25 protein-coding genes are annotated in these 24,857 nt (G+C 65.5%); 8 read left to right on the forward strand and 17 right to left on the reverse strand.

Going from position 1 to position 24,857, the window contains the following annotated elements:
- Positions 1–1,431, reverse strand: a 1,431-nt coding sequence (locus EOA79_RS14190) for an AMP-binding protein (protein WP_128293069.1), incomplete at its 3' end; no start/stop codon positions are given.
- Between the two features lie 581 nt (positions 1,432–2,012).
- On the opposite strand from EOA79_RS14190, the gene EOA79_RS14200 reads away from it, so the two are divergent.
- From EOA79_RS14200 to EOA79_RS14210, 3 genes are read left to right on the forward strand one after another with little or no spacing between them, the layout of a single operon-like run.
- Entirely contained in the window at positions 2,013–2,300 is a 288-nt protein-coding gene (locus tag EOA79_RS14200) for a PqqD family protein (RefSeq protein WP_067324253.1), read from the forward strand.
- Entirely contained in the window at positions 2,300–2,734 is a 435-nt protein-coding gene (locus EOA79_RS14205; RefSeq protein ID WP_095824319.1) for a lasso peptide biosynthesis B2 protein, read from the forward strand. Before EOA79_RS14200 ends, EOA79_RS14205 begins: the two co-directional genes overlap by 1 nt.
- Entirely contained in the window at positions 2,731–3,717 is a 987-nt protein-coding gene (locus tag EOA79_RS14210; RefSeq protein WP_095824318.1) for a serine kinase, read from the forward strand. Before EOA79_RS14205 ends, EOA79_RS14210 begins: the two co-directional genes overlap by 4 nt.
- 16 nt (positions 3,718–3,733) lie before the next feature.
- On the opposite strand, the gene EOA79_RS14215 is transcribed toward EOA79_RS14210, so the two are convergent.
- The 15 genes from EOA79_RS14215 to EOA79_RS14285 all read right to left on the reverse strand — a co-directional run bounded on the left by EOA79_RS14215 (position 3,734) and on the right by EOA79_RS14285 (position 17,470).
- On the reverse strand, positions 3,734–4,759 hold the full coding sequence (locus EOA79_RS14215; RefSeq protein ID WP_095824317.1) for a nucleotidyltransferase family protein: 1,026 nt from the start codon (positions 4,757–4,759) through the stop codon (positions 3,734–3,736).
- Positions 4,760–4,817: 58 nt separating this feature from the next.
- The gene (gene dhaK / locus EOA79_RS14220) at positions 4,818–5,804 is read right to left on the reverse strand and encodes a dihydroxyacetone kinase subunit DhaK (RefSeq protein WP_127335724.1); all 987 of its coding nucleotides are present in this window, start codon (positions 5,802–5,804) and stop codon (positions 4,818–4,820) included.
- A gap of 25 nt (positions 5,805–5,829) precedes the next feature.
- Complete coding sequence (locus tag EOA79_RS14225; protein WP_067324262.1) at positions 5,830–6,261, reverse strand: hypothetical protein; 432 nt, start codon at positions 6,259–6,261, stop codon at positions 5,830–5,832.
- A gap of 7 nt (positions 6,262–6,268) precedes the next feature.
- On the reverse strand, positions 6,269–7,843 hold the full coding sequence (gene ptsP, locus EOA79_RS14230) for a phosphoenolpyruvate--protein phosphotransferase (protein ID WP_164893857.1): 1,575 nt from the start codon (positions 7,841–7,843) through the stop codon (positions 6,269–6,271).
- Positions 7,844–7,884: 41 nt separating this feature from the next.
- Complete coding sequence (locus EOA79_RS14235; RefSeq protein ID WP_067003487.1) at positions 7,885–8,187, reverse strand: HPr family phosphocarrier protein; 303 nt, start codon at positions 8,185–8,187, stop codon at positions 7,885–7,887.
- Positions 8,188–8,206: 19 nt separating this feature from the next.
- Positions 8,207–8,596, reverse strand: a complete 390-nt coding sequence (gene dhaM, locus EOA79_RS14240) for a dihydroxyacetone kinase phosphoryl donor subunit DhaM (protein ID WP_067003489.1) — start codon at positions 8,594–8,596, stop codon at positions 8,207–8,209.
- On the reverse strand, positions 8,596–9,195 hold the full coding sequence (dhaL, locus tag EOA79_RS14245; RefSeq protein ID WP_095824314.1) for a dihydroxyacetone kinase subunit DhaL: 600 nt from the start codon (positions 9,193–9,195) through the stop codon (positions 8,596–8,598). Before dhaL ends, dhaM begins: the two co-directional genes overlap by 1 nt.
- A 10-nt stretch (positions 9,196–9,205) precedes the next feature.
- Positions 9,206–10,846: a dihydroxyacetone kinase subunit DhaK gene (locus tag EOA79_RS14250; protein WP_095824313.1), complete on the reverse strand. Its 1,641-nt coding sequence runs from the start codon at positions 10,844–10,846 to the stop codon at positions 9,206–9,208.
- A 52-nt stretch (positions 10,847–10,898) separates the two neighbouring features.
- Positions 10,899–11,912, reverse strand: coding sequence for an ABC transporter ATP-binding protein (locus EOA79_RS14255; RefSeq protein WP_095824312.1), 1,014 nt, complete (start codon positions 11,910–11,912; stop codon positions 10,899–10,901).
- A complete protein-coding gene (locus EOA79_RS14260) occupies positions 11,905–13,011 on the reverse strand; it encodes an ABC transporter ATP-binding protein (RefSeq protein WP_095824311.1) in 1,107 nt (368 codons plus the stop codon). Before EOA79_RS14260 ends, EOA79_RS14255 begins: the two co-directional genes overlap by 8 nt.
- 2 nt (positions 13,012–13,013) lie before the next feature.
- A complete protein-coding gene (locus EOA79_RS14265; protein ID WP_095777044.1) occupies positions 13,014–13,220 on the reverse strand; it encodes a hypothetical protein in 207 nt (68 codons plus the stop codon).
- A complete protein-coding gene (locus tag EOA79_RS14270) occupies positions 13,217–14,167 on the reverse strand; it encodes a carbohydrate ABC transporter permease (protein WP_067324280.1) in 951 nt (316 codons plus the stop codon). Before EOA79_RS14270 ends, EOA79_RS14265 begins: the two co-directional genes overlap by 4 nt.
- Entirely contained in the window at positions 14,164–15,111 is a 948-nt protein-coding gene (locus EOA79_RS14275; protein ID WP_095824412.1) for a sugar ABC transporter permease, read from the reverse strand. Before EOA79_RS14275 ends, EOA79_RS14270 begins: the two co-directional genes overlap by 4 nt.
- 99 nt (positions 15,112–15,210) lie before the next feature.
- On the reverse strand, positions 15,211–16,542 hold the full coding sequence (locus tag EOA79_RS14280; RefSeq protein WP_095782297.1) for an extracellular solute-binding protein: 1,332 nt from the start codon (positions 16,540–16,542) through the stop codon (positions 15,211–15,213).
- Positions 16,543–16,780: 238 nt separating this feature from the next.
- Positions 16,781–17,470 (reverse strand): PIG-L deacetylase family protein, encoded by a 690-nt coding sequence (locus tag EOA79_RS14285; protein WP_095824310.1) that lies wholly within the window; start codon positions 17,468–17,470, stop codon positions 16,781–16,783.
- Between the two features lie 23 nt (positions 17,471–17,493).
- Here EOA79_RS14285 and EOA79_RS14290 point away from each other — a divergent pair, with 23 nt between their 5' ends.
- The 5 genes from EOA79_RS14290 (at position 17,494) to nhaA (ending at position 24,614) form a co-directional block, all read left to right on the forward strand.
- The gene (locus EOA79_RS14290; protein WP_095824309.1) at positions 17,494–18,384 is read left to right on the forward strand and encodes a DMT family transporter; all 891 of its coding nucleotides are present in this window, start codon (positions 17,494–17,496) and stop codon (positions 18,382–18,384) included.
- A gap of 52 nt (positions 18,385–18,436) precedes the next feature.
- Complete coding sequence (hrpB, locus tag EOA79_RS14295) at positions 18,437–20,899, forward strand: ATP-dependent helicase HrpB (protein WP_095824308.1); 2,463 nt, start codon at positions 18,437–18,439, stop codon at positions 20,897–20,899.
- 257 nt (positions 20,900–21,156) lie between these two features.
- Complete coding sequence (locus EOA79_RS14300) at positions 21,157–22,482, forward strand: ActS/PrrB/RegB family redox-sensitive histidine kinase (RefSeq protein ID WP_095824307.1); 1,326 nt, start codon at positions 21,157–21,159, stop codon at positions 22,480–22,482.
- A 107-nt stretch (positions 22,483–22,589) separates the two neighbouring features.
- The gene (locus EOA79_RS14305) at positions 22,590–23,153 is read left to right on the forward strand and encodes an ActR/PrrA/RegA family redox response regulator transcription factor (protein WP_040974834.1); all 564 of its coding nucleotides are present in this window, start codon (positions 22,590–22,592) and stop codon (positions 23,151–23,153) included.
- A gap of 270 nt (positions 23,154–23,423) precedes the next feature.
- On the forward strand, positions 23,424–24,614 hold the full coding sequence (gene nhaA / locus EOA79_RS14310; protein ID WP_067324294.1) for a Na+/H+ antiporter NhaA: 1,191 nt from the start codon (positions 23,424–23,426) through the stop codon (positions 24,612–24,614).
- A gap of 58 nt (positions 24,615–24,672) precedes the next feature.
- Here the strand turns inward: nhaA and EOA79_RS14315 are convergent.
- A partial coding sequence (locus EOA79_RS14315) for an MmcB family DNA repair protein (protein WP_128293071.1) occupies positions 24,673–24,857 on the reverse strand: 185 nt, incomplete at its 5' end.

The raw sequence follows: 24,857 nt of genomic DNA on the forward strand, positions 1-24,857 counted from the left end.
GGGGAACTCCTCGAGATAGGCTTGGCGGAAGCGGGCGTCGGCGTTCCAGAGCGTCGGCAGGCAGCCTGCCGGCAGCGGCAGCTTGACCACGACATTGCCGAGCGTGCCGCGCGGCACCTCGTGGCCGGCATCGTCGAGAATGCGAATATCGTAGCCCGGCATCGGCACGCCCGGCGAGCCGTATTTCACCGGCAATAGCCAGAGCCCGGCCGGGTTGATGGTCATTGGCGAGCCGGTCTCGGTCTGCCACCAATGGTCGATCACCGGACGGTTGAGCTTCTGCTCCGCCCATTTGATGGTCTCGGGGTCGGCGCGCTCGCCGGCGAGGAACAGCGTGCGGAATTTCGACAGATCGTATTTCGGCACGAACTCGCCGCGCGGATCCTGCCCCTTGATGGCGCGGAAGGCGGTCGGCGCCGTGAACAGCGCCACCACGCCGTGCTCAGAGATCACCCGCCAGTAGGTGCCGGCGTCCGGCGTGCCGATCGGCTTGCCTTCGAAGAGCACGCTGGTGCAGCCATGCAGAAGCGGCCCATAGACGATGTAGGAATGGCCGACCACCCAGCCGACGTCCGAGGCCGCCCAGAACACCTCGCCGGGGTTGACGCCGAACTCGTTGTCCATCGTCCATTTCAGCGCGACCATGTGACCGCCATTGTCGCGCACGATGCCCTTCGGCTGCCCGGTCGTGCCGGAGGTGTAGATGATGTAGAGCGGGTCGGTGGCCAAGACCGGAACGCAGTCGACATTGGCGCCGGCGGCGCGCTCGCGGGCGACCGCATCGGCATAGTCAATGTCGTAATTGTCCTTCATCTCACAGTGCAATTGCTCGCGCTGCAGGATCAGGCAGGCATCGGGCTTGTGCTTCGACATCTCGATCGCCTTGTCGAGCAGCGGCTTGTAGGCGACGACGCGTCCCGGCTCCAGGCCGCAGGAAGCGGTGATGATCAGCTTCGGCCTGGCGTCGTCGATGCGGGTCGCGAGCTCATGCGAAGCGAAGCCGCCGAACACCACTGAATGCACGGCGCCGATGCGGGCCGAGGCGAGCATGGCGATCGCCGCTTCCGTCACCATCGGCATGTAGATAATCACCCGATCGCCCTTGCCGATGCCACGGTTCTTGAGGACAGAGGCGAGCGCGACCACCTCGCGCTTCAGTTCGGCATAGGTGAATTTCCGGATCGTGCCGGTGATCGCGCTGTCATGGATCAGCGCCAGCTGGTCGGCGCGCCCCCCCGCCACGTGGCGGTCGATGGCATTGAAGCAGGTGTTGCAGGTGGCGCCTGTGAACCAGCGGCCATAGACGCCCGCCGCCGGATCGAAGACCTTTTCGGCTGGCGAATACCAGTCGATCGCTTTGGCCGCTTCGGCCCAGAACGCTATGGGGTCGCGTTTCCAGCCCTCATAGACTTCGTGGTAGCGTGAGGCCATCGACTTTTCCTCCCCAGGAACATTCCGTCGTATGGCAATAGCCTAAGCCGCTTTGGCCGGCCATGTCTCCTCGCATTTTGGTCGGCGTTGCCGGCAAACGGATCCAGCCGCTCCCGGAGCGCGCTATGACGTCAGCAAGTGAATTCGGCTTAGAGCGGCAGTGCTGCCAGCATCAGCCCGATACCGCCGGCTATTAGAATGGCGGCCGCCAATGCCTTCCGATGGCGTTCGAATGCCGTCGGAGCGCGATCCCAGTTGTAACGCATACTGTCCACTCCCCAAAAAGCCGGCAGACTCTTAGCTTACTTATGGGAAAGATGGCAACCCTGGCGCGAACGGCGGCTTGATACTGGTTCCAGCTCACCATCATTCTCGCGCGAGTTGGATAGTCTTTCCGGGGAAGTTTTGATGGAAGGAACTTACGAAAAACCGGTTCCGGTCAGGCGCGGGAAGCTGTCGAGCATCGTTGCGGGCCCGAGCGGCCCGATAGGCCCGGCCGTCTGACACGCAGCGTAGCCCGCTTGGCAATGGACAGCGGCGGCATGCCGCGCTAATTGCAGTTCGGCATAGGGAGCGGGCGTATGGCTGAAATCGCCTTTGAAACGGTTCTGCGGATGGCGGACGACGCCTCCGTGCAGCATGTCGGCGACGGCGCCGTGGTGCTTCTGGCGCGCAGCGGCCAGCTTTACACCTGCAACGGCACCACCGAAGCGTTCCTCGACAAGGTCGACGGCGCCCGCAGCCTCGACCACATCGTCGATCTGCTGTCGGAAGAATTCGAGGTCGACAAGGCGACGCTCGGCGACGACATGACGGCGCTGGCCGCCGAGCTGGTGGCCGAAGGCATCCTTGCCGACCCGGGCGCGTGATGGCCGGCGGACCGTTCCTGCGCGCCCTGTTCCGCACTCATCTGTGGCTCAGCGCCCGGCTGATCCCGGTACTGGTCGCCCGGCGCGATTTCGAAAGCGTGCTGAAATTGGCGCCGCTGCAATTGCCCACACCCTATCGTGGCCTGCCATGCAGCTACGTCGTCGGCCGCGTCAACCGCACGGTTCGGCATCCCTGGGTGATGCGTGATCGCAGATGCCTGAGGGAAGGGCTGCTCGGTTTCCGCTTCCTGCGGATGGCGGGCTTCAACCCCGACCTCTATTTCGGTGTCGATGCCAAATCGATGCATGAGCCGCGCCTTTCGGCGCATTGTTGGGTTTGCCTCGACGGCAAGCCGGTGGTCAGCGACAGCCTTCCCGACATGGTTGAAATCTATCGCCACCCCGGCGGCAGCGTGAAGGCGCGCGCCGCTTGACCGGCGCCGCAGCCACCGTTTGCTATGACCTGAACGGCCAGGTCATCGGCATATCGGCAGAGCGCGCCGAGCTCTGGCCGAGCTTCGATCTGATGCTCGGCACATTGCGCGTTAATGAAGCGGTCGAACCCGGCTTTCGCATCGATATCCTCGAAACGTCGGCGCTGCCCGAAAACCCGGAAGGGAAGCTCGCCTTCGACGGCGAAGTGCCGCTGGACGGCCATTGCCGCATCATCGACGCCGGCGACGTGGTCCATCTGGTCTTTCCCGGCCTCCAGACGGCCTCGATCCGTGCCGACGAGGGTTCGGCCGAAATCCGCGTTCATCCCGACAGCAAGGTCAAATGGACGCTGCTGATGATGGTGCTGGATGCCGCGCTCGAGTCCGGCGGGCAGCACATGCTCCATACCGCCGGTCTGACGCTGCCCGATAGCGGGGCGCTCGTGCTGATCCATGCGCCGAGCGGCACTGGCAAGTCGACGACTTCAATGGCGCTGGCATCGCAGGGCTTCGGCCTATGCTCGGACGATGTGATGATCCTCGGTGCGACATCTGAAGGCACCCTGGCCTGGGGCATGCCGCGCAAGGTGAAGATCCATCGCAACACCGCGGCGATGCTGCCATTCCTCTCGCCCTGCCTTGGCGACAGATGGGACGCCGAGGGCGAGCAGGCCGTCTCGCTGGAGCGTCTCGCCGAGATCATTCGCATCGAGGACGTCCGTCCCAGGCCGGTCTCGGCGCTGCTGCATCTGGCGCGCTCGACCGACGGCCACACCCGGCTCACGCCCTTGGCCAGGACCGATGCGATGGTCGCGCTTGCCACCGACAATGTCAGGACCGGCCTGACCGGCCTGTTGCCGATGCAGCAACGGCGGATGGCGTCGATCGCGGCACTGGTCAGGGCCGTCCCCACTTTCACCCTGGAAGTCGGCTCGAGCCCGGCCGATGCAGCGGGGCTGATCCGCGGCGCGGTGGAGGAGTAGATCTCCAAACGGGCCTTCAGGCCGGATAGGGCCTTGGCCGGGCAAGCCGCTGGACCCAGCGGAAGGCGTCGCGGCTAAGGCGCGAGCGCATCTTGTCCCGCGAATTGACCCTGAGCAGCATGTTGCCGGTGATCAGCAATTTGGCGAGCCGTATCGACAGATCGGGCTTGATGCGGTTGGCAAGGGCGATCGCGCGCGGCTCGTCGAACAGCCGCCCGGTCACATTGAGCACGGTCGCCAGCTCGAGTTCGATGCCGGTCATACGCGCGGCTTCGAGAAGGCGCGCTTCGGCTTCCGGCGATTGCAGAGCGCGCACACCTTGCAGCACGTCGATACAGAGCTGCAGCCGGTGGAATTTGTGGCCTCCGGCGGCATGAACGATGGCGATGGTGAGCAGCGACGCCGGCGTGTCGGCCTCGCCGCCGTCAATGATCTGCAACTCGCGGAAGCCGAGCGACAGGCGCCGCCGCATGCCGGTGTCATGCACCAGATTGCCGTGCAGCTCGATCAGCAGACTGGAGTTCTCCTTCTCCAGCCACTTGAACTCCTGCAACTCATGCGATTCGGCCTCGCCGCTGCCAAGCGTGAAGCCGCATTCGGCGATCACGTTGTTGGCCTCGCCGATGCTGGCCGGATCGACAAGTATGTCGATGTCGGTGAACGGCCGATCGGCAGCATGGCGATAAAGCTTGCGCGCGAACACCGGGCCCTTGACGATGCGAGCCGCAACGCCTTTCGCGGCCAAGGCCTTCATGATGCGGTCGCCGTGATATTGCAGCAGCATCGACTGCCCGGTCGCCAGTGTCGCCTGATCGCGAAGCCCGGAGAGTTTTTGCCGCAGGGCGGCATCGTTCGGCAGATCGGCCTCGCCGATTTCCCGAAGCTTGCGCAGCATGATCGGCAGCACGCCGTGGAACTCGGCATTGGCGAGCAGCGCGATGAGGCTGCTTGCCGAGAGGGCCCCGCCCCGCTCGGACGGCGCCTCCGGATCGGCAAATTCGAGCAGCAGCTTTTCTTCGGCAGGTGAAAGCGGGAGCAGCATCAACCGGGCAATATCGCGAACAACAGGCGACCATGGTCGCAGAAAAGCCCGCGCGACGCTACATCCCCCAGCGCAGCGCCGCCGTGTGCACCGGAGCGTCCCAAAGCGCCGTCGTCTCATCCTCGAGCATCGTCAGCGTGATCGAGCAGCCTGCCATGTCGAGCGAGGTGACATAGGAGCCGACCAGCGAGCGGGTCACCGTCACGCCTCTCTTCTCGAAGATTTTTCGCGCGCTGTTGTACATCAGATAAAGCTCCATCGATGGCGTGCCGCCGAAGCCGTTGACGAAAAGCAGCGCCGGTCCCCAGGCGCGGTCACCAAGATCGCCGAGGATTGCCGTGCAGATCTCCTCGGCGATGGCGTCGGCACCCTTCAGATCATCGCGCCGCCGGCCGGGCTCGCCATGGATGCCGACGCCGAATTCCATCTCGTTGTGGCCAATGTCGAAGGTCGGCCTGCCCGCAGCCGGCACCGTGCAACTGGTCAGCGCCACGCCCATCGAGCGCGTCGCGGCGTTGACGCGGTCGCCCAGCGCCTTGAGCTCGGGCAGTGGCATGCCTTGCTCGGCCGCGGCGCCGACGATCTTCTCCACCACCAGCGTGCCGGCCACGCCGCGCCGACCGGTGGTGTAGGACGAATTCTCGACCGCGACGTCGTCATTGGTCACCACCTGCAGAACGCCGTCCGACATTTCGGCGGCCATGTCGAAATTCATCACGTCGCCTTCATAGTTTTTGACGATAAACAGGCAGCCGGCGCCGGTGTCGACGGCTTGCGCGGCCGCGAGCATCTGGTCGGGCGTCGGCGAGGTGAAGACCTGGCCGGGGCAGGCGGCGTCGAGCATGCCGTGGCCAACCAGCCCGCCATGCAGCGGCTCGTGGCCGGAGCCGCCACCCGAGATCAGCGCCACCTTGCCCGGTTTCAGCGTCTTGCGGCGAACGAATTTGTGCTCGTCGCCGATCGCGAGGATGTCGGAATGCGCGGCGACGAAGCCATCGAGGCTTTCGGTGAGGACCGTGTCCACCGAATTCAGAAACTTCTTCATGGCAGTCCTCCCGAATAGAGATCGCTCAGCCGCTGCCCCTGCCGGCGATGCTGGTGATCTTCTGGATGAATTCGTTGATCGCTCGGTCGAGCGCTGCGTTCTGCTTGTCGTCGCCGAAATCCGGCACGATGAGCGAGACGTGGCGCGTCTTGCGCGGACCCGAAGCCGCCGGCAGCTTGCCCGGATGCGCCTGGTGGTAGGCGGCCAGGAACTGGTCGCGCTCGGCCGGGCTGAAATGGCAGACGGAAAAGATAGCCGGCAAATGCTTCGACGGGATCGGGATCGAATAGGCCGGGCTGGAGATTTGCGTGACGAAACTGCGATGCTTGCCGAGCGCATCGGCAAGTCGCTGGCGCATGCCGGAAGGCCGCTGGTCGATGACTTGCGACAGGATGGTCTTATACGCGCGGATCGCGTCTTCCGCGCCGGCTTCTTGTATCTTGGCTGGCCTGGCCATGCTGTGCTTACACCGGGACGTCCGCTATGGCCGCCTTGGCCATGGCGAGTTGCGCCGGAGACACCGATAGGTCGCGCAGGCCGGCCTCAATCAGCGCCGGAATGGCGGCCGGATCGCCGCCCGCATCGCCACAGAGGCTGACCGGAATTCCTTTCTCGCGCCCGAAGGCCGCGACCGAAGCGATCAGCCGCATCACAGCCGGATGGCGGACAGCGTTGAGATGTGCAACGGCGGCGTTGTCACGCGCGGCTGCCATCACATATTGCGTCAGGTCGTTGGAGCCGATCGAGAAGAAGGCAACGTCGGCAAAAGCCTCCGGCGCGATGGCCACCGAAGGGACCTCGACCATGATGCCCAGCGGCGGCAGCTTGTGCGCAACACCGCGCGACGCGAGAGCGGCCTCCTCCTCCGCAAACAACGCGGCGGCCTGCCTGTGCTCTTCGGCCATGGCGATCATCGGAAACATCACCTTCAGATTGCCGTGGACGGCGGCGCGCAGCAATGCCCGGATTTGCACCCGGAAGATGTCGCTCCGCGCCAGCGACAGCCTGATACCGCGCAGGCCGAGAAACGGGTTGGTCTCCTCGACGGTGAAGTCGGGGATCGGTTTGTCGCCGCCGGCATCGATGGTGCGGATGGTCACCGGTTTTTCTCCGGCCCATTCCAGCACCTTGCGGTAGGCTTGGTACTGTGTCTCCTCGTCCGGCAGGGCCTTGCCGAACAGGAATTCGGTGCGCATGAGCCCGACGCCATCACAGGTCGCAATGTCGATGCCGTCGACATCGGAAGGGTAGGCAATGTTTACCTGCACCCGCACCGACGTGCCGGCCTTGGTCGCCGCCGGCTGGGCGAGAAAAGTCTGCGCCTGGCCTTGTCGCGCCGCGAAGGAGGAGGATGATTGCCGGAACGCCTCGATCTCCTTCGGCGAGGGCGAGAGCACGATGCCGCCATGCTCGGCGTCGAGCAGCGCGTTTCCGGTGGGCTCGTCCGCAAAGGCACCAAGCCCCACCACCATCGGCACGCCGCGCGAGCGTGCCAGCATGGCGACATGGCTGGCGGTGCTGCCGGCCTCGAGCGCAATGCCGCCGCCTCTGCTCCAGTCGGTTTCGAGGAAACGCGTCGGCGCGATGTCCAGGCCATAGAGGATGGCGCCGAGGGGCGCCGCGGTCTCGCTATCCTCGCTCAGCGCTCGCAGCACCTGGTCGCGGATGTCGCGCAAGTCCGAGGCGCGTGCCCGGAAATAGTCCTGGTCGGACGCCTCATAGCCGGCGATCTCGGCATCCAGTGCTTGCCGCCAGGCAGCGTCGGCCGGCTCTCCGGAGCCGAGCGCCGCGAAGGCGGGCGCGCTCAGCGCGACGTCCTCCAGCATGGCGATGTGGAATTCGAGGATGCCGGCGGCATCGCCATCGGCCGTCTCGACAAGCGAGGTCAGCCGGCTCACCGCCTTGCCGATGGCCGCCTTCAGCGCTGCTTTCTCCTCCGCCTCGCTCGCCTTAGCCACATAAGCAGCCGGTGGACGGTCGAGGTTGAACAGCGGCCCTTCGGCGTAGCCGGGAGAGGCAGGGATGCCCTCAATCCGCATGGCCCGCATTCCTTGCGGATTGAGAGGGCGGCAGACCCGGCTCAAGCGGAGCGGGCATGATCCGCATCCTCGTCGAAATCGCGCTGCACCAGGCCGACCAGCGCTTCGACCGCGTTGCTTGCGCCGTCGCCTCGCGCCCTTATGTGCAGCACGGTTCCTTTCGGCGCCTTGGCCGCCATGACCTTGACGATGCTCTTGGCATCGAACCAGGGGCCGTTGGCGGCGACTGCCACCTCCACCTCGGCCGCGAACGACTTGGCGAGCTTGGTGAACTTCACCGAAGGGCGCGCGTGCAGGCCCACCTCGTGGGTGATCAGAACCGTGGCTTCGGCGGATGCGGACATTCAGTCGATTCCCGTTCACTCACGACGGCGACAATTCATGCGCCGTCGCCACCACTTCCTTGAGCGAGGCACCCCCGGAAGATTCCGTCGCCGCCATCACCGCGCCCTCGACGATCGGCGCGTTGCAGACGACTATTCTGCGGGAGCGCGGCTCTCCGATCATTTCCACCGCCATCTCGCTGTTGGTCTCGGCGCCGCCGAGATCGACCAGGATGGCGACGCCCGCTTCCGACCAGGCCTTTTCGATCGCGCCCATGATCGCCTCGACGCTGGTGCCCAGCCCGCCATGGCCGTTTCCGCCGCACCATGCAAGCGGCACTTCGTCGCCCACCATCTGGCGCACCATGTCGGCCGTGCCTTCGGCGACCAGCGGCGAATGCGAGACGATGACGATACCGACATTGCTCATCAAGAACCCTCGATTGCTTCAGCGACTGCGCGCACCAAGAGCGCGGTCGACCGCGCCCCGGCGTCCATATGCCCGATCGAGCGCTCCCCCAGGAAAGAGGCGCGCCCACGCAAGGCCTTCATCGGCACGGTGGCCTCGGCCGCCTTGTCGGCGGCGTCTGCGATTGCGCCAGCCGTCTTGCCCTGCGCCAGTGCCTCATACACCGGCTGCAGCACGTCGAGCATCGTTTTTTGCCCCGGCTGCGATTTGCCGCGCGCCGAAACCGCCTCGATCGCCTTACCCAGCGCCGCTGTCAGCGCGGCGCGGTCGGGCGTGCCGGACAGTTCCTTGCCGAGCGCCATGAACAGAGTACCGAACAAGGGCCCGGAGGCTCCACCGACGGTCATCACCAACCTGGTGCCGATCGCCTTAAGCGCGTCCGGCAGCGGTTTTGCCGCGATTGCGGCCTTTTCGGCGCGGACCGCCTCGAAGCCGCGCTTCATGTTCAGCCCATGGTCGCCGTCGCCGATCGCCTGGTCGAGCGCGGTCAACTCGTCGGCATGCGCCGCGATCGTATCCGCTGTCGCCGCGATCAATTGTGAGAAATCGGGTGCGGCCATCGCCTGTCCTTCACGCCGGGACGAACATGGCCACCATGGCCGCGAACGCCTCGGCAACTGCAAACGCGCCCGGATCCGCTATGTCAAGCTGGCGGCCGATATAGGCCGAGCGACCGGCCTTCGCCTTCGGCATCGCTGCAGTCGCCTGCGCGCCCCGCCGCGCGGCCGAAGCAGCCGCCTCCAGCCCGTTCGTGTCGAGCGCCTTCAGAGCCGGCTCCAGCGCGTCGACCATTGTGCGGTCGCCGAGTTTCGCGCCGCCGTAGAAGGTCATGCGGTCAAGGCCGGCGAGCAGCGCCTTGCTGAGCGGCGCGCCGCCGTTGAGCGACTGCGCGGCAGCCGTGAAGAAGATCGACAAAAGCACGCCGCTGGAACCGCCCATGGAAGTTCCCAATGTATCGCCGATTGTGGCGAGAGTTGCGGCCTGGTGCGCGAGCGGCAGCGTGTCGACGCGGTCAAGCACGCTGCGTGCGCCGGTCGCCACCGTCGATCCCGTGTCGCCGTCGCCGGCTTTGGCGTCGAGGTCATTCAGAGCCTCCTCGAGCGAGATCAGCTTCTCGCAGACCGCAGCAATCAGCCGCTCGGCGCCGGCGTCACGGCTGGCCGCTTTGGCGATGTCGCGACCTGCCGGCTGGGCTATGGTCACCACGACCGGCGGGCGAACCGGCCTGGCCGGCAGCCAGGCATGCGGGCCGACCGGCGCCAGCAGCGCTGCCTCGCGCTCCGCCTCCAGCCTGATCAACGACAGCGAAAAGCCGTTCATGTTGAGCGCGGTCATCAGATGTCCGGGACCGATCGTCAGCCTCACCGCCTTTGCCAGCGGCGAGGCCAGCACGGCATTGGCGATCAACGACATTTCGAGCGGCGGTACCGATCCGAGATTGTTGATCAGCAAGGCATAGCGGCTGCCGGCATCGAGCCGGGCCGCGAGGCGGTCGGCCATGATGGCGACGAGCGCACTGGCGCTCTGCAGGGTTATGCGCTCCACGCCCGGCTCGCCATGGATGCCGAGACCGAGCTCGCCATCGCCGGCGCCGAAGCGGTCCTCGTGGGTCTGGCCGGGGATCGAGCAGGAGGAGAGCGAGATGCCGAGCGAAACAATATCCTTCGCCGCCGCCTGCGCTGCCGCCGCGACCGAGGCTAGGTCATGGCCGGATTCGGAAAGATGTCCGGCGATCTTGTGCACGAACAGCGTGCCGGCGATGCCGCGCGGCTGTGCGATGTCGGGCAGCGCGATGTCGTCGCCGACGATCACCATGTCGACCGCGAAGCCCTCGGCGCGGGCCTTTTCTGCGGCGAGGCCGAAGTTGAGGCGGTCGCCGGTGTAGTTCTTGACGATCAGCAGGCAGCCGGCCGGCCCGGTCGTCGCGCGGATCGCCGCCAGCACCGCCTCGACGCTCGGCGAAGCAAAGATCTCGCCGGAGACAGCCGCCGTCAGCATGCCGGCGCCGACGAAGCCCGCATGCGACGGCTCGTGCCCCGCGCCGCCGCCCGAAACGACGCTGACCTTCGCCTTGTCCCAGTCGGCGCGCAACACCACCTTGATCTCCGGATAGCCGTCGAGCCGCGCCAGCGCCCCGGAGCCGGCAGTGGCCAGATAACCGTCCAGCGCTTCGGTAACGATCGAGTCCTTGCGGTTGAAAAAGTGCTTCATGGATTTCGTCCAGTCCGTATCTGCGGGTCGTCAAAAAGTGCGGATGCGCCGGCTACATCAATCTGTGCCCGTCCGACCCAAAATAAAGCGGCGAGCGATAGCGGATCGTCACTCTGTCCCCCTTTGCGAGCGGCGTGTCGGGATCGGTCAGCGTCACCAGCTTCTTGGCGCCCACCGTGACATGCAGATGGTTCTGGTCGCCGAGATGCTCGACCCAGTCGACGACGCCGTCGGCATGGCCGTTCGCCGCCTTTTCGATCGCGAGATGTTCGGTGCGCGCGCCGATCGTCGTCGTACCGGTGGGCGCGGCGCCGTCGGGCAGCAACCCTGCCGGCAGAAGGTTGATCGCCGGCTGGCCGAGGCGAGCCGCGACATGAAGGTTTGCCGGCTCGGAATAGATCGCGCGCGGCGTGCCGATCTGCACCAGCACGCCCTCGGAAAGGATGCCGATGCGGTCGGCCATGGTCATCGCCTCGATCTGGTCGTGCGTGACATAGAGCATGGTGGCGCCGAGCTCGGACTGGATGCGCTTCAGCTCGAGCCTGAGATCGGCGCGCAGCTTGGCGTCGAGCGAGGACAGCGGCTCGTCCATCAGATAGATCGAGGGCTTTCGCACCAGCGCGCGGCCGATGGCGACGCGTTGCATCTCGCCGCCCGAAAGCCTGGTCGAGCGGTTGTTGAGCTTGTGGTCGATGCGCACCATCCGCGCGACTTCCTCGACGCGGCGGCGGATTGCTTCCTCCGGAAAACGCCGCGCCGGCGAGCGCAGCGGGAAGGCGAGGTTGTCGAAGACCGAAAGATGCGGGTAGAGCGAATATTGCTGGAAGACGAAGGCCGTATCGCGCTCGGCCGGCGACAGCGCCGTCGCATCATGGCCGCCGATGTAAATCGTGCCGCTGTCCGGCCGCTCGAGCCCGGCGATCAGCCTGAGCGTCGTCGTCTTCCCGGCGCCGGTCGGCCCGAGCAGCACGACGAACTCACCGTCCTTGATCTGCAGGTCGAGATCGCTGACCGCGACTGTCTCGCCGAAGCTTTTGGTCACACCCTGAATCTGCACGTCAGCCATGGCGCGCCTCCACTGCCTGATCGTACATGACGGTTTTCACCGCGCGTCCAGTGCCTTTCTCGAACAGCGACAGCCGCGCGCTGCTCAATGCCAGCCCTACCTGTTCGCCCGTATTTAGATGGATTCCGGCCGGCACCCGGGCCTTGATGATGCCGTCAGCCGTCTCCACCGCGACGATCTGCGTGGTGCCGAGATATTCGGTGCCGTAGATCGCGCCGCGCAGCTTCGAGGCATCGTCGAAGCGGATGTGCTCGGGGCGGATGCCAAGCGCCATGTCGGCCGGCGCAATATCCTCGCGCACTTCCGGGACCGTCACCCTGGCGCCCTGCACGACGATCTCCTTCGCACCCTTCGCGAGCCCACCGCCGAAGCGCAAGAAGTTCATCGGCGGCGAGCCGATGAAATCGGCGACGAACATCGTGGCCGGCCGGTCGTAAATCTCGCGCGGGCTGCCGAACTGCTCGATGACGCCGTGGTTCATCACCGCTATCTTGTCGGCCATCGACATCGCTTCCATCTGGTCGTGCGTGACATAGACGGTGGTGGCGTGGATGCGGTTGTGCAGCTCGCGCAACTCATGCACCATCAAATCGCGGAACTCGGTGTCGAGGGTTCCAAGCGGCTCGTCCATCAGGAAACATTTCGGTCGCCTGACGATGGCGCGGCCGAGCGCGACGCGTTGACGGTCGCCGCCGGCAAGACCGGAGACCGACTTGTCGAGCAGGTGGTCGATGCGCAGCAGCTTCGCGGTCTCCTCGACGCGGGCGCGGATCTCGGCCGACGCCATGCCTTGCGCCAAGAGCGGGAAGCCGATGTTCTTGCGCACATTCATATGCGGATAGAGCGCGAAGAGCTGGAAGACGAAGGCGATGTCACGCTCGCGCGCCCGGCGCATGGTGACGTCCTCGCCGCCGAGCAGGATCTTGCCGCCGGTGGGCAGTTCGAGGCCGGCGATCATGCGGAGCGTCGTCGTCTTGCCGCAGCCCGACGGCCCGAGCATCACGAAGAACTCGCCGTCCTCGACAACGAAATTGGAATCCTGCACGGCAACGAACTCGCCGAAGGCTTTCCTCAGGTTCTGAACACGGATCTCGGCCATTTCTATTCCGGGAATTTCGAGACGACGATGAACATGGCGGTGCCGGCGAGCATGGTGACGAAGGAATAGCTGTAGAGCGACAGCGCGAAAGGCTGGAACAGCATCAGGAAACCGATGGCGATGATCGCCGTGGCGATGTTTTCCATCAGGCCGCGTCTTGCCCAGACGGGCCAACGCGATTTGCGTTTTGCAGGCTGGATCGTGCTCATTTGCGCACCGCGCCGAAGGTAATGCCGCGCAGCAATTGCTTGCGGAGCAGGATGGTGAAGACCAGGATCGGCACCAGGAATATCGTGGTGCCGGCGGCGACTGCCGGCCAGTCCTGGCCGCCTTCGCCGATGATGGTCGGGATGAAGGGCGGCGCCGTCTGCGCCGTGCCGGAGGTCAGAAGCGCGGCGAACGCATATTCGTTCCAGGCAAAGATCAGGCAGAAGATGGCGGTCGCGGCAATGCCGGTGGTCGCCTGCGGCAGCACCGTGCGCCAGAAGGCCTGCAGCCGCGTGTAGCCGTCGATCATCGCCGCTTCTTCGTATTCGCGCGGGATCTCGTCGATGAAGCCCTTGAGCAGCCAGACCGCCAGCGAGACATTGACCGCGGTGTAGAGCAGGATCATGCCGAGCGCGGTGTCGGAGAGGCCGAGCTCGCGGTACATCAGATAGATCGGGATCGCGACGGCGATCGGCGGCATCATGCGCGTCGACAGGATGAAGAACAGGAGGTCGTCTGCCAAAGGCACCTTGAAGCGCGAGAAGCCGTAGGCCGAGAGCGTGCCGAGGAACACTGCGCAGAAGGTCGAGCCGAAGGCGATGATCAGCGAGTTGACGAAGCGCGGCAGGAAGTTGGACGGGCCGGCGATCACCATGTTGCGCTTGCGCACCGTCTCATCGCAGAAGCCGGTCGCCGGTCCGAGCGCGTTGATGTATTCCGGCGTCTGCCTGGTGCGGGTCGTGAACAGGTTGCAGTAGCCTTCGATGCTAGGCTGGAAGACGATCTTCGGCGGATAGGCGATCGAATCCGGCGGCGTCTTGAAACTGGTGGCGAAGATCCACAAGAGCGGCACGATCGAGATCAGCGCGTAGCCGACGACGAGCACGCCGGCGATCCGCTTCGAATTCGTCGAAGGTGCGACGACGGAATGGGCGGTGGTCAGGCTCATCTCTGCTTCACCTTGTTGAGTGCCTTGACGTAGATGTTGGCAAGGCCAAACACCGCGACGAACAGGACGATGGCGAAAGCCGAGGAATAGCCGGTGCGCCAGCTTTCGAAGGCTTGCCGCTTCAGCGTGATCGAGGCGACCTCGGTGGTCGAGCCCGGTCCGCCGCCGGTGAGCAGGTTGACCATGTCGAACATCTTGAAGTTCTCGATGCCGCGAAACAGCACCGCCAGCATGATGAAGGGCAGCGCCATCGGCAGGGTGATCGACCAGAACTGCCGCCAGTTGGAGGCGCGGTCGACCTCGGCCGCTTCATAAATGTATTCTGGGATGGAACGCAGACCCGCGAGGCAAATCAGCATCACGTAAGGCGTCCACATCCAGGTGTCGACGATGATGATCGCCCATGGCGCCAGCTCGACATTGGACAGCATCTGGACATTCGTCGGCGGGATGCCGGTGAGGAACGAGACGGCGTAGGCGAACAGTCCGATCTGCGGCTCGTAGAGGAAGCGCCAGAAATTGCCGACCACCGCCGGCGACAGCATCATCGGCACCAGGATGATCGTGGTCCAGATGGCGTGGCCGCGGAATTTCCGGTCGATCAGCCAGGCAAGCGCGAAGCCGATCACCGTCTGCAGCAGGATGGTCCAGAAGACGAAATGCGCCGTCGTCTGCATCGCGATCCAGATATCCTGGTCGCCGAGGATGCGCCTGTAGTTGGAAAGCCCGAGATTCTTGACCACTTCGTTCGGGCGGTTGGCGCGGTAATTGGTGAAGGAGAGGTAGATCGCCCAGAACAGCGGGAAGATGTTGATGGCTAAAAGCAGAAGGATCGTCGGCGAAATGAACAGCCAGGCGAGGCCCTTGTCGCTGATGCCCCGGATCTTCTTGGCCAACGGCTCGGGTGTGGCCCGTGCAGCGTTGTCCGCAGTCCGATTGAGCATGGTTAGTCCTGCATCGGTCACTGGTCAGCCTCGGCGCTGGAATTTATCTGAACTGCGTCCCGTGCCAAGGCGGCACGGGACGCCTGCTCGGGAGGAGCTTTACATCTTGCCGTCATCCTGGAAGATCTGCGTCCAGTCCTTGACGAGGCCGTCGAGCGCATCCTTGGCCGAGCCCTGGCCGGCGACGACATAGTCGTGGAAGCGCTTCTGCGAGGCCTGCAGCAGCGGCGCGTAGCTCGGCTCTGCCCAGAAGTCCTTCACGATCGCCATGGAGTCGAGGAAGGCCTGCGCATAGGGCTGGCTGGACGGGAACTTCGGATCCTTGACGACGGAGTTCAGACAGGAATAGCCGCCGAGCGACCACCACTTGGCCTGCACGTCCTTGTTGGCGAACCACTTGATGTATTTCAGCGCCGATTCCTGCTTGTCGGAGTAGGAAACCACCGAGATGCCCTGGCCGCCGAGCTGCGCGAACTGGTCGCCGTCGGGACCTTTCGGATTGGCGAAGTAACCGATCTTGTCGCCGCCGACATTCTCGTCCTTCTGCAGGCCGGGCCAGGTGAAGGCGAAGTTCATGTGCATCGCCACCTGGCCGGATTTGAAGGCATCGACGCCTTCGCCCATGTAGCTGTTGGAGGCGCCGGGCGGTGTGCAGCAATCATAGAGCGCCTTGTAGAATTCCAGCCCCTTCACCGATTTCTCGGAATTGACGAAGCCGTCCATCTCATAGGGCTTCTTCGGGTTCTCGTACTGGAAGCCGTAGCTGTAGAGGACGTCCATGGCGCCCATGGTGATGCCTTCGGAGCCGCGCTCGGTGTAGATCGAGGCGCCATAGACGGTCTTGCCGTCGATCTGCCGCTTCTGGAAGAACTCGGCGATCTGCCTCAGCTGGTCGAAGGTCGTCGGCGGGGCGAGGTCCCAGCCATACTTCTCCTTGAACTCCTTCTGCAGTTCCGGCCGCGAGAACCAGTCTTTGCGATAGGTCCAGCCGACCACGTCGCCCATGGCCGGCAGCGCCCAGTAGTTCGGCGTGTTCTTCGGCCATTCGGAATAGCCGACGACGGTCGCCGGCACGAAGTCGTCCATGCTGATCTTCTCCTTGTCGAAGAAGTCGTTCAGCTTGACGTAATGACCGTTCTCGGCCGCGCCGCCGATCCACTGGCTGTCGCCGATGATCAGGTCGCAGAGCTTGCCGTGTGAGTTGAGCTCATTGAGGAAGCGGTCGGCATAGTTGGTCCACGGCACGAATTCGAACTTCATGCCGATGCCGGTTTCCTTGGTGAAGTCCTTGGACAATTCCACGAGCGCGTTGGCCGGATCCCAGGCCGCCCAGCAAAGCGTCAGATCTTCCGCATGCGCCGCGTTCGAGACGGCGGTCGACGCGAGTGCCGCCGAGGCCAGTCCCAACGCCAGTTTCAAGGTCGATTTCATGCCTTACCTCCCATTTGCGAAACGCGTCCGGATGACGGTTTCAAAAGCCTCAACCTCGCTCCTCCGAGGGCCTGAACATGGCGCGCGCCGCGTCGCCGATGTTTAGTAATTTGTTTAGTGATGCTCTTTTTACTAAACAATGCAAGCGAATTCGTTGCTGCGCCGCAGCATGACGAAAGCGGTGCTTGAAATCGTTGGGAAATAACTGTTGGTGCTTGGCGGCTCGTGCTTCAGCCGGCTACCTGACGGTCTTCGGGCCCACCGTGACCGGCCGGATCCGCGGCGCCGGAGGCAGCAGCTCGCGGATGTCGGCAAAGGGGAAGAGGGGCTCGAACCGGAACGCCTCGGCCAGCGCGCCGGGCGCGCCGTTGCATTGGCCGGCGCGGAACGCGTTCTGCATGCGTGCACCGTTGAGATAATGCTCGGGCCCCTGTGAGCGATGCGCGAGAATGGCCTGCGCCTTGAGGTCCCAGTGGCTGGAAATGTCGACGTAATGCGACGGCGAGAAACCTGTGCCGCCCAGTGTGTCGGCATGCAGCACCGGTACCTCGAAGGACGCCGCGATGCGCACGCCATCCGACAGCGCGCGGTGGTCGCCGTGATAGTCGTTCGGCGCATGCGTGATCGCGAGGTCGGGTTGCACCTCGCCGATCAGCGCCTTGAGTGTGCCGATCAATGCGGCATCCGCAACCAGCGCCCCGTCGGGGAAATCGAGGAAACGCGGTGTGACGCCGAGCAGGGTGGCCGCCTCGGTCGCTTCCTCGCGCCGCGCTTTGACAAGCGCCTTCGGATCGCCTTTGCCGCCCTTGGCTCCGTCCGTGGCTATCGCAAAAGTCAGCTCTGCGCCTAGCGCGGCATAGGCGGCCAGCGTACCGAACATGAATATCTCGATATCGTCGGGATGAGCCCCCAGCGCCAGTATCTTCACTTCTTTTCTCCCGGAATTGGAACGTGCCGAACGGAATCCTGCTCGCCCTCATCGCCTATGCAAGCTATTCGTGGAGCGATGCCGTCATCAAGAGCCTGGGCGGGCAGTTCACCGTCTTCGAGATCGGCTTCTTCGTAACCTTGTTTGCCGGCTGTTTCCTGTTCTTCACAAGGCCTGCCGATGAGCGCTGGCGCGACTTCTGGCGCACCAGCCGGCCCTGGGCCGTGCAGGCCCGCGCCTGGGCGGGCATCGCATCGGGCGTGCTCAGCGTCTATGCCTTCACCACCATCCCGCTGGCGGAAGTCTACGCGTTGATTTTCCTGGCGCCCTTGTTCGTCACCATCCTCTCCACTCTCATCCTGAGGGAGAAGGTTGGGCCGTGGCGATGGCTTGCCGTGGTCGCCGGATTTGCCGGGGTCATGCTGGTCGTCAGGCCGGGTTTCCGCGAACTTCATCTCGGCCACCTCGCGGCCTTCGCCATCGCCTTTCTTGCCGCTACCAGCGTCATCCTGATGCGGTCGCTGGCGCAGCAGGAGAAGCGCACGACGATGCTCGGCGTGCTTGTCGGCTATGGCCTGCTGTTCAATGGCCTCGGCGTGGCGGCAACGTCCTTCACCTTGCCGGATGGCAGGCAGCTGATCTGGCTGGTCATGGCCGGCGCCTTCACCGCCGGCGGTCAGCTGTTGCAGCTTCTCGCGGCCAAATACGCGCCTGCCAACCGGATCGCGCCGACGCACTATTCGCAGATCGTCTGGGCGGTGGTGCTGGGCTCGTTGTTCTTCCAGGAAGATCCCGACCTGCTGACGCTGGCCGGCCTTGCAGTGCTCGGCGCCTCGGGCCTGCTGACCATGGTTCGCGAGGAGGTACGGCTGGGCACCGTGCGCTGGAACCCGTTCACGCGCACCAGGCTTTAGGCAATTCCGGGACAGGTTGCGCGCTCACCGTGGCCGCTGATATGCGGACGCCATGAACAGAGGAATTTTGCCGGAACTCCCGGTATCCGCCGTGCTGCCGGTGCTCGGCGAGGCGCTCGCCGGGCGCAACAGCGCCGTGCTGGTGGCGCCGCCCGGTGCCGGCAAGACGACGCTGGTGCCGCTGGCGCTGCTCGACGCGCCCTGGCTCGGCGAAGGCAGGATCGTGCTGCTGGAGCCGCGCAGGCTGGCAGCCCGCGCCGCCGCCCGTCGCATGGCCGAGCTTGTCGGCGAGGAGCCGGGTGGTACAGTCGGCTACGCGATGCGCATGGAGAACCGCACTTCAGCGCGGACAAAGATCCTCGTCGTCACCGAAGGCGTGCTGTCGCGCATGATCCTCGACGATCCCGAACTGCCCGGCGTTGCGGCGGTAATCTTCGATGAATTCCACGAGCGTTCGCTCGACGGCGATTTCGGCCTCGCGCTGGCGCTCGATGTTCAGGGCGCGCTGCGGCCGGATCTGCGCCTGCTGGTGATGTCGGCGACGCTCGACGGCGCGCGCGTCGCAAAACTACTGGCCGGGGCGCCGGTGGTCGAAAGCGAGGGCCGCGCCTTCCCGGTCGACATCCGCTATGACGAGCGGCCGGCCGGCATGGCGGTCGAGGACGCGATGGCCAAGGCGGTTCGCTCGGCTTTAGCCGCCGAGCAGGGCAGCGTGCTCGCTTTCCTGCCCGGACAGCGCGAGATCGAGCGCACCGCAGAGCGGCTAGAAGATCGCCTCGGTGCCGATACCGACATCGTTCCGCTCTATGGCCAGTTGGACAACAGGGCGCAGGATGCCGCGATCAAGCCGGCGTCGCCTGGCCGCCGTAAAGTGGTGCTGGCGACCTCGATCGCCGAGACCTCGATCACCATCGACGGCGTGCGCGTCGTCATCGATTGCGGCCTGTCGCGCCTGCCGCGCTACGAGCCGGCAAGCGGCCTGACCCGGCTGGAAACCGTGCGCGTCAGCAAGGCTTCCGCCGATCAGCGGGCCGGCCGCGCCGGACGAACGCAGCCGGGCGTCGCCATCCGATTGTGGCGTGCCGAGCAGACGGCGGCGCTGCCCGCCTTCACACCGCCGGAAATCCTCGAGGCTGACCTTTCCGGCATGTTGCTCGACTGCGCCGCTTTCGGCATCGCCGATCCGTCGAGCCTGTCCTTCCTCGACCCGCCGCCGGCGCCGGCGCTTAACGAAGCGAGGGTGTTGCTCAAAGCGCTGCATGCAATCGATGACGCTGGCCGCTTGACGGAGGCGGGCGCGGCGATGCGCAAGCTCGCTCTGCCCGTGCGGCTCGCGCACATGGTGGCCGAAGCGGCTGAGATCGGGCAGGCGCAGGAAGCGGCGATCCTTGCCGTGCTTTTGACGGAGCGCGGGCTTGGCGGCGACAGCGCAGATTTGGAACGGCGGCTGATCCGCTTCCGCGCAGAAAAATCGCCGCGCGCCGGTGCCGCCCGGCAACTTGCCGCACGCCTGGCCAAGCAGGCAGGCGGGGCAAGGGCAGACTCGCCAGCCGCGCCCGGCGCCTTGCTGATCCATGCCTGGCCGGATCGTGTCGCCAGAGCCCGCGGCGAGCGCGGCCGCTTCGTGCTCGCCAACGGTTCCGGCGCGATGGTCGATGCTGCCGATCCACTTGCCGGCGAGAGCTGGCTGGTCGTCGCCGATCTGCAGGGCAAGGCGCAGAATGCCCGTATCACCGCCGCCGCGCCCGTCGACGAGGCCCTTATCCGCACCGCGCTTGCCGACCGCATCGAGACGAAGCGCGAGACGAGTTTCGACCGCGAGCGCCGCGTCGTGCGCGTGCGCGAGACCGCTCGCCTTGGCGCCATCACCCTTTCCGAGCGCATGCTGCCCGCACCTTCCGGTGCCGAGGCCGATCGGGCCATGCTGGACGCCCTGCGCGAGCACCGCCTGTCGCTGCTCGACTGGGGCAAGGAGGCGGAAACGCTGCGCCAGCGGCTCGGCTGGCTCTATCGCGGCCTCGGTTCTCCCTGGCCCGACGTCTCGGACCAGGCGCTTCTCGACCGTCTCGACGACTGGTTGCTGCCTTTCCTTGCCGGCGAGGCCTCCTTCGCGGCGATCAGGCCGACGGCGCTTGCGGCGGGGCTGATGTCGCTGGTCCCGCACGACCTGCAGCGCGAGGTCGACGCGCTGGCGCCGACCCATTTCGACGCGCCCTCGGGCAGCCATGTGCCGATCCGCTATGACGGCGAATGGCCGGTGCTGGCGATCCGCGTGCAGGAGCTGTTCGGTCTCGATCGCCATCCTTCGATCGCTGGCGGTAGGGTGCCGCTGACTCTGGAGCTCTTGTCGCCGGCGCACCGCCCGATCCAGACGACGCGCGATCTGCCCGGCTTCTGGCGCGGCTCGTGGGCGGATGTGCGCACCGATATGCGCGGCCGCTATCCCAAGCATGTCTGGCCGGAAAACCCGCTGCTGGCGGCCGCCACCAGCCGCGCCAAGCCGCGCGGGACATAGGTTCGTGCCGCTTTCGGCGGGCCATTCGCGTTAGTGGGCAACGCGCGTTGGCGATTGGCGCAAACGCCCATCACTTCGTCATCCTAGGGCCTGCGATCCGCTTCGCGTCGCTCCGCCCGTGGATGACGAAATCGCGAGGGGCCTCGGCCAATCATCAAGCCCTCATGATGGTGAACCGAAACAACGGCCGCTGACCGGTCAAGTCGCCGTCACAGCGCTACTAGCGCTCACCCTCCTGCGGCTATAATCGTAAGTCGATGATCAATATTCTGCGCGCGCCCGATTCCCAGCAGAGCCAGCGGCTGCGGCTCAACACGCTGATCCGCCTGCGCTGGCTGGCCATCGTCGGCCAGAGCATGGCGGTGCTTGTCGTCGCCTACGGGCTGAAATTCCCGCTTCCGGTCTCGCTGTGCTTCGCGCTGATTGCCTGCTCGGCCTGGATGAACCTCTGGCTCACCTTCCGCTATCCCGCGGCGCATCGGCTGACCCCGCTCTCGGCCTTCGTCATCCTTACCATCGACAGCCTGCAGCTCGCCGGCCTGCTCTATATGACTGGCGGCCTGACCAATCCGTTCTCGGTCCTGCTCTCGGTGCCCGTCGTCATTTCCGCCGCGTCGCTGCCGCTGCGCCTCACCGCGGTGCTCGGCGCGCTGGTTATCGCGGCGGCCACGCTGCTTGTGTTCTTCCATCTGCCGCTGCCCTGGTACGAAGGCGCGCCGCTGTCGATGCCCTTCATCTATGTCGCCGGCATGTGGATGGCGGTGTTCGCCTCGATCGCCTTCACCGCGATTTACGCCTTCCGCGTCGCGGCCGAGGCACGCCTGCTCGCCAACGCGCTCGCCGCCACCGAGCTGGTGCTGCAGCGCGAGCAGCATCTTTCGGCGCTCGACGGCCTCGCGGCGGCCGCCGCGCATGAGCTCGGCACGCCTTTGGCCACCATCACCGTCGTCGCCAAGGAAATGGAAAAGGCGCTGGGAGAAGATCCGAAATTCAGCGAGGACGTGAAGCTGCTGCGCTCGCAAAGCGAGCGTTGCCGCGAGATTTTGAAGCGGCTGACCAGCCTGTCCTCGGAAGGCGAGGCGCATCTTTCGCGCCTGCCGCTGACCTCGCTGGTCGAGGAAGTGACGGCGCCGCACCGCGACTTCGGCATCTCGATCCGGCTGCGCCCCGGCGAGCGCATCGGCCCGGAGCCGGTCGGGCAGCGCAGCCCCGGCGTCATCTACGGGCTCGGCAATCTGGTCGAGAACGCCGTCGACTTCGCCAAGAACACGGTCACCGTCAGCTGGAACTGGGACGGTGAGGAGGTCTCCTTCTCGATCATTGACGACGGGCCGGGCTTCCCGCCGGAAATCATCGACCGCATCGGCGAGCCCTATATGTCGACGCGCCAGGGGACGGAGGCCGGCGGCGGCCTCGGGCTCGGGCTTTTCATCGCCAAGACGTTGCTGGAGCGCTCGGGCGCGACGATCGATTTTCGCAATTCGAGCGGGCTCGGCGAGGGGGCGGTGGTGCAGATCACCTGGCCTCGCGGCGTCTTCCTCAATCCCGAGCATGCCCCGGGCACCGCATTCGACAATGCGTGAGCCTATGCATTTGGCGCATGGCAGCTTTGTTGCCGGGTGTAAAAATTGGACATTGCTGTTGCAGAATTGTATCTGCGTAAAAGTAAGGCAGTAGGATGCTGACGCAAATGAGCGCAGAAGAACCCACCGGCGCAATGGTAGAAGGCGAGGACACCTCGCTGCTGATCGTCGACGACGACAAGCCATTTCTCACCCGGCTTGCCCGCGCCATGGAAACCAGGGGCTTCGCGGTCGAGACGGCGGAAAGCGTGGAAGAGGCCGTCGCCAAGGCGCGCGCCCGCCCGCCGGCCTATGCGGTGGTCGACATGCGGCTCGGCGACGGCAACGGCCTCGACGTGGTCGCCGCCATCCGCGAGAAGCGCGACGATTCCCGCACCATCATCCTGACCGGCTACGGCAACATCGCCACCGCGGTGACGGCGGTGAAGCTCGGCGCTGTCGACTACCTGTCGAAGCCCGCCGATGCCGACGACGTCTTCGCCGCGCTGACCCGCACCGCGGGCGAGCGGGCAGCACCCCCGGAAAACCCAATGTCGGCCGACCGCGTGCGCTGGGAACATATCCAGCGCGTCTATGAAATGTGCGACCGCAACGTCTCCGAGACCGCGCGCCGGCTCAACATGCACCGGCGCACCCTGCAGCGGATTCTGGCAAAGCGGGCGCCGCGGTAACCTGCTTAAACGCGCGTACGGTGCTGCCGATGGCGAGTGTCGAAGGCAGCGCTGGCTGCCGCCTAGCAACGCTGGCGATTGGCGAAAACCGCGATGAGAGCGCCCCTCTCCCCGTCATACGGGGAGAGGATGCCGGCAGACAGGTGAGGGGCGGCGCCGGCGCTTGCAAGGAGGGCGACGGTGGCCGACCGGTCCATTGCTTGCCCCGTCGTGCGCGTTTGAGCATCATCGCGAAGGACACCGGCCGGCGGGCCATGTGACGGAGGGGGCATGCGCGACGAGCGGCCGAAATCGATGCTTCGCGAATTCCTCGACGGCGAGGCGGCCGGCGGCATCATCCTGATGGCGGCCGCCGCCCTTGCGCTCATCGTCGCAAACTCGCCGCTCGCCGAAACCTATTTCGCCGCCCTCCACGCCTATCTCGGTCCGCTCAGCGTCTCGCACTGGGTGAATGACGGGCTTATGGCGGTGTTCTTCCTGCTGGTCGGGCTGGAGATCAAGCGCGAGATGCTGGACGGCCAGCTCTCAACCTGGCCGCGCCGCGTGCTGCCGGGCATCGCCGCGGCCGGCGGCATGGTGTTTCCGGCGCTGGTCTATGTCTTGATCAACCGCGACAACCAGGCGGCGCTTTCCGGCTGGGCGATCCCCACCGCCACCGACATCGCCTTCGCGCTCGGCGTGCTGTCGCTGCTCGGCAGCCGCGTGCCGGCCTCGCTTAAAGTGTTTCTTACCGCTTTGGCCATCATCGACGATCTCGGCGCCGTCATCATCATCGCGCTGTTCTACACCAGCGGCCTGTCGCTCGCCTATCTCGGCGCCGCCTTCGCGGTCATCGCCGTATTGATCGTACTCAACCGCATGCGGGTGATGAACCTCTTGCCCTATCTCGTACTCGGCGCGGCGCTTTGGGTGCTGGTGCTGAAGTCGGGCGTGCATGCGACGCTTGCCGGCGTGGCGCTGGCGCTCACCATCCCGCTCGAGCGTTCGCCCGCCATCGGTCACGACGTCGAACACTCGCCGCTGCACCGGCTGGAACATGGCCTGCACAAGCTCGTGCCCTTCATCGTCATCCCGATCTTCGGCTTCGCCAATGCCGGCGTCTCGCTCGGCGGCCTGAGCGTTGCCGCGCTGGTCGAGCCTCTGACGCTCGGCGTCGCCGCCGGCCTCGTCGTCGGCAAGCTGGTCGGCGTCTTCGGCGCCTCGGTTCTCGCCATCCGGCTCGGCCTCGCCGACCTGCCGGCCAATGCTGGCTGGCTGCATATGATCGGCATTTCGCTTCTTTGTGGCATCGGCTTCACCATGAGCCTGTTCATCGGCCTGCTCGCCTTCGCCAATGACGCGGCCCTTCAGGACGCGGTAAAGGTCGGCATACTCGCCGGCTCGCTGATCGCCGCGCTGGTCGGCGCGGCGGTGCTGCTGATGGCGCCAGCGACGGGTGGGGCGGAAGAGGATGTGGAGTAGGCCAGACCGCAACGCCCCGTTCCTCTCCCCGCCTTCGCGGGGGGCGAGGACATGGGTGCTATTCACTCTCGCCATCCAGCGCCGGCACCGCCACGCCGGCAAGCTCCGCCGCCAAGAGCCGCGCCGCGCCGGCGCGGGCGATCCTGAGCATCAATGCCTTGCGCGTCGCGGCCGCGATGCGGTGCTCCGGCGCCTCGCGCAAGATCTCCGCGCCATAGCCGTCGGAGAGGATGAAGCCGCATT

Source organism: Mesorhizobium sp. M1A.F.Ca.IN.020.03.2.1, assembly GCF_004023205.1.
GTDB lineage: Bacteria > Pseudomonadota > Alphaproteobacteria > Rhizobiales > Rhizobiaceae > Mesorhizobium.